Origin of the sequence: Streptomyces fradiae ATCC 10745 = DSM 40063 (assembly GCF_008704425.1) — a bacterium.
GTDB classification, from domain to species: domain Bacteria; phylum Actinomycetota; class Actinomycetes; order Streptomycetales; family Streptomycetaceae; genus Streptomyces; species Streptomyces fradiae.
Genome location: NZ_CP023696.1, coordinates 3,281,875 through 3,293,345 on the forward strand (window position 1 = coordinate 3,281,875; position 11,471 = coordinate 3,293,345).

At 75.4% G+C, this 11,471-nt stretch carries 8 protein-coding genes; 6 read left to right on the forward strand and 2 right to left on the reverse strand.

Annotated features, from left to right (window positions below):
• Positions 1-2 precede the first annotated feature (2 nt).
• Complete coding sequence (locus tag CP974_RS14530) at positions 3-1,748, reverse strand: protein kinase domain-containing protein (protein ID WP_031131775.1); 1,746 nt, start codon at positions 1,746-1,748, stop codon at positions 3-5.
• A gap of 313 nt (positions 1,749-2,061) precedes the next feature.
• Here CP974_RS14530 and CP974_RS14535 point away from each other — a divergent pair, with 313 nt between their 5' ends.
• The 6 genes from CP974_RS14535 to CP974_RS14560 all read left to right on the forward strand — a co-directional run bounded on the left by CP974_RS14535 (position 2,062) and on the right by CP974_RS14560 (position 10,369).
• Entirely contained in the window at positions 2,062-3,756 is a 1,695-nt protein-coding gene (locus tag CP974_RS14535) for a Stk1 family PASTA domain-containing Ser/Thr kinase (RefSeq protein WP_031131777.1), read from the forward strand.
• A gap of 372 nt (positions 3,757-4,128) precedes the next feature.
• The gene (locus tag CP974_RS14540) at positions 4,129-4,929 is read left to right on the forward strand and encodes a hypothetical protein (RefSeq protein ID WP_085921212.1); all 801 of its coding nucleotides are present in this window, start codon (positions 4,129-4,131) and stop codon (positions 4,927-4,929) included.
• An 85-nt stretch (positions 4,930-5,014) separates the two neighbouring features.
• On the forward strand, positions 5,015-5,653 hold the full coding sequence (locus CP974_RS14545) for a PadR family transcriptional regulator (protein ID WP_031133907.1): 639 nt from the start codon (positions 5,015-5,017) through the stop codon (positions 5,651-5,653).
• A 341-nt stretch (positions 5,654-5,994) separates the two neighbouring features.
• Complete coding sequence (locus CP974_RS14550) at positions 5,995-6,747, forward strand: ABC transporter ATP-binding protein (RefSeq protein ID WP_031133905.1); 753 nt, start codon at positions 5,995-5,997, stop codon at positions 6,745-6,747.
• On the forward strand, positions 6,744-9,617 hold the full coding sequence (locus CP974_RS14555; protein ID WP_031133903.1) for an FtsX-like permease family protein: 2,874 nt from the start codon (positions 6,744-6,746) through the stop codon (positions 9,615-9,617). The genes CP974_RS14550 and CP974_RS14555 overlap by 4 nt, the downstream gene beginning before the upstream one ends.
• Positions 9,618-9,817: 200 nt before the next feature.
• Positions 9,818-10,369, forward strand: a complete 552-nt coding sequence (locus CP974_RS14560) for a bacterial proteasome activator family protein (RefSeq protein ID WP_031133901.1) — start codon at positions 9,818-9,820, stop codon at positions 10,367-10,369.
• 103 nt (positions 10,370-10,472) lie between these two features.
• Here CP974_RS14560 and CP974_RS14565 read toward each other — a convergent pair whose 3' ends face one another.
• Positions 10,473-11,468: an NAD(P)H-quinone oxidoreductase gene (locus CP974_RS14565; protein ID WP_031133899.1), complete on the reverse strand. Its 996-nt coding sequence runs from the start codon at positions 11,466-11,468 to the stop codon at positions 10,473-10,475.
• Positions 11,469-11,471: the final 3 nt, after the last annotated feature.

Genomic DNA, 11,471 nt, shown 5'->3' on the forward strand with positions numbered 1-11,471 from the left:
CGTCAGCCGGCGGTCGTGCCGGTCCCGGTCGTGGTGCCCGTGCTCGTACCGCCCTGCTGGCCGCCCGAGGTCGCCGTACCGCCCGAGGTGTCCGTGCCGCCCGCGTCGGCGGACCCGGTCGTCCCGCCGCCCTCGGTGGTGCCGCCGCTGCTCGTACCGCCGTCGGCCGAACCCTCGCTCGTGCCGTCGGTGCCGCCGTCCTGGCCGCCGTCGGTGGTGCCGTCGGTGGTGCCGCCCTGGTCGGTGGAGCCGTCCGTGGCGCCCGTGCCGCCCGTACCGCCGCCGCCCGTGGTGGGCGCGGGGTCCTGGCTGTAGGAGGGCGACTTCTGCGGCCACGACGGGCGGTCCCAGCCGCCGCCGCCCCCGCCGCCCGACGTGCTGGGCTCCTCCTGCTCCTCCTCGGACTGCGAGGGGGACGGCGAGGGGCTGGTGCTCGGCGAGACGGACGGCGACGGGCTGGTGACCGGCCGCGGGTCGGCGCCGGCCGGCTTGTCGCTCATCTTCACCGCGTACACGACACCCGCCACGATCGCGACCAGCGCGAGCGCGACGAACAGCAGCACCCTGCCCCGGCCGCCCCCGCCGCCCCCGTTGTCGTACGCCGCCGCGTAGGCGCCGTCGTCCTGGTTGAGCGGCGGCAGGATCGGCCCCTGCGAGGTGTCGCCGTGCACCGGCATCGGCCGGGGCGGTGTCGCCGGGCCGTTGCCCAGGCCCGTCGCGGCGCCCATCACGGCGGTCGCCGCGACGCCGCCGTGCGCGGTGTGGCCGCCGTCGTGCGCGCCGGCCGGACCGGTGTTCCACACGCCGGTGTGGCCGCCCTGCTCCTGGAGCATGCGCAGCGCGTACTGGATCAGCCCGCGCATCTCCTCGGCGCTCTGGAAGCGGTCGTCCGGGTCCTTCGCCAGCGCCCGCATGGCCAGCCCGTCCAGCTCCGGCGGCGCGACGCCGTCCGACACCTGGGACGGCGGCACCGGGATGTCCTGCACGTGCTGGTAGACGACCGACAGCGGCGTCTCGCCGACGAAGGGGGGCCGCAGGGCGAGCAGTTCGTAGAGCAGGCAGCCGGTGGCGTACAGGTCGGAGCGGTGGTCGACGGCCTTGCCGAGCGCCTGCTCCGGCGACAGGTACTGGGGCGTGCCCATGACCATGCCGGTCTGCGTCATCGTCGTGGACGCGCCGTGCAGGGCGCGGGCGATGCCGAAGTCCATCACCTTGACGGCGCCGGCGTGCGTGATGATCACGTTCGCCGGCTTGATGTCGCGGTGCACGATGCCGTGCTGGTGCGAGTAGGCGAGCGCCTCCAGCACGCCCGACACGATGATCAGCGCCTGCTCCGGCGGCGGCGCCTCCGCGCTGACCAGCAGCTCGCGGATGGTGCGGCCCTCGACCAGCTCCATGACGATGTACGGCACGGCCTGGCCGTTGACCTGGTCCTCGCCGGAGTCGTACACCGCCACGATCGCGTGGTGGTTGAGCCCCGCGACGGACTGCGCCTCGCGGGTGAAGCGGGCCTTGGAGACCGGGTCCTCGGCGAGGTCGGCGCGGAGCAGCTTCACGGCGACCGTGCGGCCCAGCCGTACGTCCTCCGCCGCGAAGACCTCCGCCATGCCGCCGCGGCCGAGACGGTGGGTCAGCCGGTAGCGGCCGTCGCCGACCATCCCTCCGGCACCGAACTCGACGGCGTCCCCGCGCCCCGACGCTCCGTCATCCGACACTCCGCCGCCACCTGCTTCGGATCCGGGTGCCATCGTCCTCGCCGTCATTTCCGTTGCTGTCCGCGCGCTGTGCCCGCGAGCGGTGTGCCGCCGTCTTTCCAGGGGTACTTCGCCACGTCACGCTACAGCCTCCGCGCGACGCGCCGGTTCGGGATGGACCGGCCATCCAATCGGTTCCCCGTACACCTGTGCAAATCCGGCAGCCGCCACGTAACACTTCCGAGACGCTTCCGGCGCGTACGGTCACGGAACGGGCGCCCGGCTTGACGTGTCGGTGGCCTGGGGCAGACTTGGCGCGTAAATCCGGATCACCGCGGCGCCACGCGCGGGCGTAGGGGGAAGCACGATGAGCCAGGACGGCGCACACGGCCGCTACGCGGGCGGTTCGGTGGCGAACGGCCGGTACCAGCTCCGCGCCCTGATCGGCGAGGGCGGCATGGCCTCCGTCTACCTGGCCTACGACAGCGCCCTGGACCGGCAGGTCGCCATCAAGACCCTCCACACGGAACTCGGCCGGGAACAGTCGTTCCGCGAGCGGTTCCGGCGCGAGGCGCAGGCCGTCGCGAAGCTCCAGCACACCAACATCGTGTCCGTCTTCGACACCGGCGAGGACAAGGTCGTCTACAGCGACCCGTCGGCGGGCGACGGCGGCGTCATGCCGTACATCGTCATGGAGTACGTGGAGGGCCGGCCGCTCGGCTCCGTGCTCGCCGCCGACATCCGGCAGTACGGGGCGATGCCGGCCGACAAGGCCCTGAAGGTCACCGCCGACGTGCTGGCGGCGCTGGAGGCCAGCCACGAGATGGGCCTGGTCCACCGGGACATCAAGCCGGGCAACGTGATGATGACCAAGCGCGATGTGGTCAAGGTCATGGACTTCGGCATCGCACGGGCCATGCAGTCCGGCGTCACCTCCATGACGCAGACCGGCATGGTCGTCGGCACGCCCCAGTACCTGTCGCCGGAGCAGGCCCTCGGGCGGGGCGTGGACGCCCGCTCCGACCTGTACTCGGTCGGCATCATGCTCTTCCAGCTCCTGACCGGCCGCCTGCCCTTCGACGCCGACTCGCCGCTGGCCATCGCGTACGCCCACGTCCAGGAGGAGCCCCCGGCCCCGTCCTCGGTCAACCGGGCGGTCACCCCGGCGATGGACGCGCTGGTCGCCCGCGCGCTGCGGAAGAACCCGAACGAGCGGTTCCCGAGCGCCGCCGCCATGCGCGACGAGTGCCTGCGGGTGCTGTCCGCCGGGCAGGCCGGCGCGCCGGTGATCGTGCCGGGCGCCCCCGCGAACAGCGGCTCGGGGGTCGGGTCCGCGGTCTTCCCGCCGCTGGACCCGTCCCAGGCGGGCGCGGGCCACGCGCCGCAGGGCGTCCACACGCCCTACGCGCCGGCGCCCCACCACGGCTACGGGCCGCCGACCCCCGCCCCGGCGCCGACCCCGACCCCGGCGCCGGCGCCGGCGCACGGCCCGGGTCACGGCCCGGCCGGGTACGGCTACCCGCACCAGGCGGCACCCGCGCCCGTGTACCAGACGCCCGCCCCGTCCCCGTACCAGCCGGCGGCGTCCGGCGGCGGGACCGGCGGCGGCCGGCGCATGCCGCTGCTGGTGGGCGCGATCGCCGTGGCTCTGATCGCCGTCGCGGGCGCCGTCACCGCGGTCGTGGTCAACCGGGACGACGACCCGGGCACCCCGACGGCGGGGGGCTCGCAGTCCGCCCCGGCGGCGGGAGGGGACGCGGCGGGTACCGACTACAAGGGCCCCGACCTGGCGCGGACGATCGACACCAAGAAGTGCACCGAGCCGCGCGAGGGGCAGGACCCGGAGAAGTTCGAGGCGCCGAACTTCACCTACAAGAACATCAACTCCGTGAAGGCGTGCATCCAGGCGGCCGGCTGGAAGATCATCAAGGAGGTCCGGGTCGACGAGAACACGTACGGCGACGGGACGGTCCTCACCCAGTTCCCGCGGCAGGGTACGGAGATCGACGAGGAAGCGGCCGAGTTCACCCTGGAGATCTCGACCGGCAACAAGCCGCAGTAGCCACCGCGCGCGAGGCCGTGCGGCCTGCGGGGTCCTGCCGCCGCCCGCCGGCTGGGGCCCGCGGGGTCCGTGGAGCCTGGGGCCGGGGCCCGGGGGGCCTGGGGCCTGCGAGGTCCGTGGGACCTGAGGGGCCCTGGGGCCTGCGAGGTCGTGGGAACTGAGGAGTCCTGGGGCCTGCGAGGTCCGTGGGGCGTTGCTCCCGGCCCGGTCGGGCGCGGCACCGCGGGGGCGACCGTCGTGGCGTCCGCACGCCGTTCGCGCCGCGTCCACCCGCCCGCACTCCTCCATTCGGCTGCTCCGGGAGGCCCCCGCGGGGGGCCGTGTGTGATCGTAGGCGGGAACGAGCACCCGCCGCGCGAAAGGGAGTCGCCCATGGCTCCACGTCCTCCCTCCCGCCGCGCGGTCGCGCCGGCCACCGCCCTGCTGGCCGCCGTGATCCTGGGCGCCGGTCCGGTGCCCGCGGCGTACGCGGACGGCGGAAGCGGGGCCCCCCGGGCACCCCGCGTGAGCGCGGCGGCCGGAGCCGCCGACGCGGCTCCCCCGGCCCCGGCGTCCACGGCACCCGCGCCCCCCGGCACCGGGTCGCCCACGACGCCCACCGCCCCCGGTACGGGCCCTGGCCCTGGCTCCGGTCCTGGCTCCGGTCCTGGCTCCGTCACGCCCTCCGGCTCGGCCGCCGCCCCCTCCCCCACCGGCTCCCCCGCCGGGCCGGCGGCCTCCGGCTCCCCGCCCGCCGGCGGCGCGAGCGGACCCGAGGCCGCGCCGCCGTCGCCCCGGCCCCGCGGCGACGGTTCGAGCCCGTCGCTCGCCGGGCGCCCCGCCGGCGCCGGGAAGAGCCGCCCCGGCCGGTCGGTGCCGCCGGCTCCGAGCGCCCCCGCCGCCGAGCCGTCGGCCGACCCGCCAGACGCCGCGGACGGGCAAGCGCGTACCGGGACGGCAACAGACCGACGCCGCTTCGACGGGTACGGGCCGGACCCGGAGGCCGTCCCCGAGGAGGAGGCCCCGGTCGGCGCGATCCCGTCCGGGAGCCCCACCGCCGCCGCCTGGGAGCCGCGCGGCCGGGCCGCCGAGACCGGCGCCGACCGGCGCGTTCCCGTCCTGACACTCGGCGTGGGGCTGACGATGATGGGCCTCGGACTCGGCTTCCTCGGCATGCGGATCCGCCGCTCCTGACGCTCCCCGTCCCCCCTGAGAGGGACCCGCGCCGTCCGTCGGAGGACGGTTGCCCCCCTGGGCATACTCGGTATACATACTGAGTATGTCGATCCGCCACGGGCTTCTGGCCCTCCTCGAACGCGGCCCTCGCTACGGCTCCCAGCTCCGCACGGAGTTCGAGTCCCGCACCGGCTCCACCTGGCCGCTCAACGTCGGCCAGGTGTACACGACGCTCAGCCGACTGGAGCGGGACGGCATGGTCGCGCAGGACGGCGCGGACGAGGCGGGCCACCCGCTGTACGTCATCACCGCGGCCGGGCGGGAGGAACTGCGCACCTGGTTCGAGCGGCCCGTCGACCGCGCCAGCCCCGCCCGCGACGAGTTGGCCATCAAGCTCGCCATGGCCGTCGGGGCGCCCGGCGTGGACATCCGCGCCGTCATCCAGTCCCAGCGCCGCCACACGATCAAGGCGATGCAGGACTACACGCGGCTGAAGGCGCGGGCGCTGGCCGCCCTGGAGAGCGGTTCGGAGCAGCGCCGCGACGACGTGGCGTGGCTCCTCGTACTGGAGCAGCTCATCTTCCGTACGGAGGCCGAGGCGCGGTGGCTGGACCACTGCGAGGCACGGCTGATCCGCCTCTCGGCCGTCGCCCCGCAGGAGCCGGCCCCGCCCGAGGCGGCCCCGGCGCCACCCGGGGCCCGCCCTGAGGCCCGCCCCGAGCGCGCCGCCCGGCACCACTGACGCCGGCGTCCACTCCGGCGCGCCGCCGCCCGGCACCCGGCACCCGGCTCACCGGCCGGGTGCCGGGGAGTCCGGGAGGTCCGGAGTGGCCCGGGAGTGGCCCGGGGCCGGGCGCCGGGCCAGGGGCGAGCCGGGAGCGGGAGTGAGCCTGGGCCAGAGCCCGCAGCCCGAAGCCGCAGCCCGAAGCCGTAGCCCGCGGCCCGCGGCCCGCGGCCCGCGACCCGCAACCCCGCAAGCCGCAGCCCGCAGCCCGCAGCCCGCAGCCCGCAGCGAAGACCGAAACGACCGTTCCGTGCGCCCGGCCCACCGTGGCCCGCGCACGCCCAAGGGGGGACCCCTCCATGTCAACACCGACGCCACAGCCGTCCCAGCAGCCCGTGCTGCGACTCCAGCAGCTCACCCGCGTCCACGGCACGGGCGCCACCGAGGTCCACGCCCTGCGCGGCGTGGACCTCGACGTCCACCCGGGCGAGCTGGTCGCCGTCATGGGCCCCTCCGGCTCCGGCAAGTCCACGCTGCTGACCATCGCGGGCGGCCTCGACCTCCCCACCTCCGGACGGGTCGTGGTCGAGGGCACCGACATCACCACGGCCGACCGGCGTGCGCTCGCCGCGCTGCGCCGCCGCAGCATCGGCTACGTCTTCCAGGACTACAACCTGATCCCGGCGCTCACCGCCGCCGAGAACATCGCCCTGCCGCGCGAGCTGGACGGCACGTCCGCCCGCAAGGCGCGCACCGAGGCCCTCGCCGCGCTGGAGGAGATGAACCTCGCCCACCTCGCCGACCGGTTCCCCGACGAGATGTCGGGCGGCCAGCAGCAGCGCGTGGCGATCGCCCGCGCCCTGGTCGGCGACCGCCGCCTCGTCCTGGCCGACGAGCCGACCGGCGCCCTCGACTCGGAGACCGGCGAGTCCGTCCTGGCCCTGCTGCGCTCCCGCTGCGACGCGGGCGCCGCCGCGGTGCTCGTCACCCACGAGCCCCGGTTCGCCGCGTGGGCCGACCGCGTCGTCTTCCTCCGCGACGGCGCGGTCGTCGACCAGACCGTGCGCGCGGGCGCCGAGTCCCTTCTGTCGAACCAGGGGGGAGCGGCGTGACCGGCTGGCTCCACTCCTGGCGCGCCGCCGTGCGGATCGCCCGCCGCGACGCCTGGCGCTCCAAGGGCCGCAGCTTCCTGGTCCTCGCGATGATCGCGCTGCCCATCCTCGGGGTGAGCGCCGCCGACGTGACCCTGCGCACCTCCAAGCCCTCCGCCGCCGAGCAGGCCACGCGCCTCATGGGCGCCGCCGACGCCCGGGTGTCCGACCCCGAGTACGGCGGCGTGGCCGTGCAGCAGTCGCCGAGCGGCGACATGAGCACCCCGGCGGACAAGAAGTACGACGACCAGCCGCCGCCCGAGGGCCGCACCGACCTGCGCAAGGCGCTCCCCGCCGGGGCGACCCTGCTGGAGGACAGCACGGGCAGCGGCAAGCTCCGCACCGCCCACGGCCTGCTGCACACCAACATCCGGGAGCTGAAGGCCGCCGACCCGCTCGCGAAGGGCATCCTGACCCCGCTGGACGGCCGTTTCCCGGAGCGCCCCGACGAGGTCTCCGCCTCCGCGCGCTTCCTCGAGGAGAGCGGGCTGCGGATCGGCGACACCCTCACCGCGCGCGGCCTGGACCGCGAGTACCGGATCACCGGTTCGTACGAGGTTCCCGACGATCTCAAGTCGGTGCAGGTCAACGCCCTGCCCGGAGCCTTCCTGGAGCCGCTGCGCAAGGCCCTCGACGGGACCGGAGCGGCCACGCCCCACATCTCCACCGCCCATCTGCTGAGGCTTCCGGCCGACAGCGGGCGTGGTTTCACGTGGAACATGGTGAAGGAGGCCAATGCCAAGGGCGCCGTCGTCGTCGGGCGGGCGGTCCTCCTCGACCCGCCCCCGGACTCCGACGTGCCGCTGTTCCAGCGCGAGGGGTACGGCTCCTTCCGGCTCAGCCCCGGCGCCGACCGGGAACTGCTGATCGCCACGGTCACCGTCGTCAGCCTCGCGATGCTGGAGATCTGCCTGCTCGCGGGGCCGGCGTTCGCGGTCGGCGCCCGCCGCTCGCGCCGCCAGCTCGGCCTGGTCGGCGCCAACGGCGGCGACCGCCGGCACATCCGCTCGATCGTGCTGGCGGGCGGCCTGGTGATCGGTGTCGCCGCTGCGGTCGTGGGCACGGTGCTGGGACTGGTCCTCGCCTTCGTGCTCCAGCCGTGGCTGGAGGAGCTCTTCGGGGCGCGCTTCGGCGCCTTCGACGTCCGGCCGCTGGAGCTGCTGGCGATCGCGGCGGTGGCCGTGCTCACCGGTCTGCTCGCCGCGATCGTGCCCGCCGTCACCGCCTCACGGGAGACGGTCCTCGCCTCGCTGACCGGCCGCCGCGGAGTGCGCCGGAGCAACCGCGTCCTGCCCCTCGTCGGCCTCGGCGCCACGCTGCTGGGCGCCTCCATCGCCCTGTACGGGTCGCTGGTCTCCGAGCACTTCGTCCTGGTGGCGGGCGGCAGCGCCCTCGCGGAGCTGGGCATCGTGGCGATGACCCCCGCCCTGGTGGGCCTCTTCGGACGGGTCGGCCGCCTGCTGCCGCTGTCGCCGCGCCTCGCGCTGCGCGACTCGGTGCGCAACCGGGGGCGCACGGCCCCCGCCGTCGCGGCGGTGCTGGCCGCCGTCGCCGGCACGGTCGCCGTCGCCACGTACGCGACCAGCGACGACGCCCAGCGGCGCGCCGAGTACGTCTCCCAACTCCCGCACGGCGCGGTGTCGACCCTCCTCACCGAGGACGGCGGGCGCGACGTCCCGGCCGTCCGCGAGGCCGTGCAGCGGCATCTGCCCATCGAACTGCGCGCCGACGTCGCCCGCATCGCGATCGGGCGGCCGGGCTGCGCCCCGTACTCCAGCGAAGCCGGATGCGGCCGGACCGAGCTGATCGTGCCGCCCGCCAACGAGTGCCCGCTGTGGGTGGAGACGGAGGAGGGCGAGGACCCGGCGTCCCGGTTCTCCCCGGAGCAGCGCCGCAAGCTGGCCGACGACTGGCGCTGCCAGCACGGTGACGACGGATACGTCCCCACGGACGACGGGCTGCTCGTCGCCGACGCGACCCTGCTGAAGGTGCTCGGCGTCGACGACCCGGGCGCGGAGAAGGCCCTCGCCGAGGGCCGGGTCGTCTCCCTGCGGAAGCGCCACGTCGACGCGAACGGCGCCCTCTCCCTGCGGGTGATCCCGGACGCCAAGGCGGCCGAGGAGGCGTACGAGGCGAAGAAGCCCGTCCCCGGCACGGTCAAGACCCTCCCGGCGTACCAGGTCCGCGACGGCATCCGCTCGTACGGCGTCGCAGGCGTGCTCACCCCGGCCGCGGCCGAGGCCGCCGGGCTCACCACCGCCCCCATGGGCTCGTACTACACGACGGACCAGCCGCCCACCAGCGAGCAGCGGCAGCGCCTCGACGCCGACCTCGCCAAGCTGGGGGGAGACGTCGTGCTCCAGGTGGAGGCGGGCTACGAGAGCGAGAACAGCATCACGCTCCTGGCCCTGACCGTCTTCGCCGGGCTGATCACGATCGGGGCCGCGGGCATCGCCACCGGTCTCGCCCAGGCCGACGCCGAGGCGGACCTGAAGACCCTCGCCGCCGTCGGGGCACCGCCGCGGGTACGCCGCACCCTCAGCGGTCTCCAGTGCGGGGTGGTCGCCGTGATGGGGGTCGTGCTCGGCACGGTGGCGGGGTTGCTCCCCGCGCTGGGGCTGCGGCTGACCGAGCGCCGGGAGCGGCTGCGGTGGTTCGAGGAGAACCGCGACGCCGGCTACGCGACCACGGCTGATCTGCCGCACGTGCCGATCGTCATCCCGTGGGAGACCTTCGGTGTGCTGCTGGTCGCCGTGCCGCTGGGCGCGGCGCTGCTCGCCGCCCTGCTGACCCGCTCCCGCGCCGCCGTGGCACGCCGCGCCGCGACGTAGCCGGGTCACGGTCACCGGCCGCACCGGCCGCACCGGCCGCACCGGCCGCACCGGCCGCACCGGCCGCACCGGCGATCGTGCCCCGCGCGCAGTGCTCCACCGCGCGCGGGGCACACCCGTTTCCGGCGCCCCGTCGGCCACCGGGAACGGAAGCGGGGGCACACCCCTTCTCCTGCACGTCCGTACGAGACAATGACCGCATGGAGATGCCGAGGAATGAACGGTCGCAGGAGACCCCGCAGGTCCTCATCGTCGGGCAGGACGGGATGGCGCTCGGCGGCGGTGGCGGCGACGGTGACGACGAGTCGCGTGAGACCCCGGTGACGGAGATGGTCGAGCAGCCCGCCAAGGTCATGCGGATCGGCAGCATGATCAAGCAGCTGCTGGAGGAGGTGCGCGCGGCACCTCTCGACGAGGCGAGCCGTGTCCGGCTGAAGAAGATCCACCACAGTTCGGTGAAGGAGCTGGAGGAGGGGCTGGCCCCGGAGCTGATCGAGGAGCTGGAGCGGCTCTCGCTCCCGTTCACCGACGAGGCCATCCCGTCCGAGGCGGAGCTGCGGATCGCCCAGGCCCAGCTGGTCGGATGGCTGGAGGGCCTCTTCCACGGCATCCAGACCGCGCTGTTCGCCCAGCAGATGGCGGCCCGCGCCCAGCTGGAGCAGATGCGCCGGGCCCTGCCTCCGGGCATGGCCCTGCAGGACGACGAGGAGCAGGGGCGGGCCCGCGGCAGGACGGGCGGCCCGTACCTGTGACCCCCCGGCCGGGCCCCGCACCCCCCGGCCCGTACACCGTTCCGCCCCGACGAACGGCCGACGACGGCCCGGCACACGCGGTGTGCCGGGCCGTCCTGCGCCGTCACGCGCCGGCAGCCGCGCCCGTGGTGAGCAGCACCTTGCCGACGTGGGTGCTGTCCTCCAGCACCTGGTGTGCCTCCGCGGCCCGCTCCATGGGGAGCGTGCGGTGCACGACGGGGCGGACCGTGCCCGCCTCGATCAGCGGCCAGACGTGCTGCCGTACGGCGGCGACGATGGCGGCCTTCTCCTCCGGCGGGCGCTGGCGCAGCGAGGTCGCCGTCACGGCGGCCCGCTTGGCGAGCAGCGCGCCGAGGTTCAGCTCGGCCTTGACGCCGCCCTGCAGGCCGATGACGGCGAGGCGTCCGTTCACCGCGAGGGCCCGGACGTTCCGCTCCAGGTACTTGGCGCCCATGATGTCGAGGATGACGTCCGCGCCCGCCCCGTCCGTGGCCCGGCGCACCTCCTCCACGAAGTCCTGGGTGCGGTAGTCGACCAGGATGTCCGCGCCGAGTGCGGCGCAGCGCTCCAGCTTCTCCGGGCCGCCCGCGGTCACCGCGACCCGCGCGCCGACCGCCTTGCCGAGCTGGATCGCCATGGTGCCGATGCCGCTGGCGCCGCCGTGGACCAGCAGGGTCTCGCCCGGCCGCAGATGGGCCACCATGAAGACGTTGGACCAGACGGTGGCGGTGACCTCGGGCAGCGCGGCGGCGGTCACCACGTCGAGACCCTTCGGGACGGGCAGCAGCTGCCCGGCGGGGACGGCGGCCTTCTCGGCGTAGCCGCCGCCGGAGAGCAGGGCGCACACCTCGTCGCCGACGGCCCAGCCGGAGACGTCGGGGCCGAGTGCGGAGATCCGGCCGGAGCACTCGAGGCCCGGGTACGGGGAGGCGCCCGGCGGCGGGTCGTAGAAGCCGCGCCGCTGGAGCAGGTCGGCGCGGTTGACGGCGCCCGCCGCCACGTCGACGAGCACCTCCCCCTCGCCGGGTACGGGATCGGGCACCTCGGACCAGACGAGCGCCTCGGGACCACCGGGTTCGGGAATCGTGATCGCACGCATGGC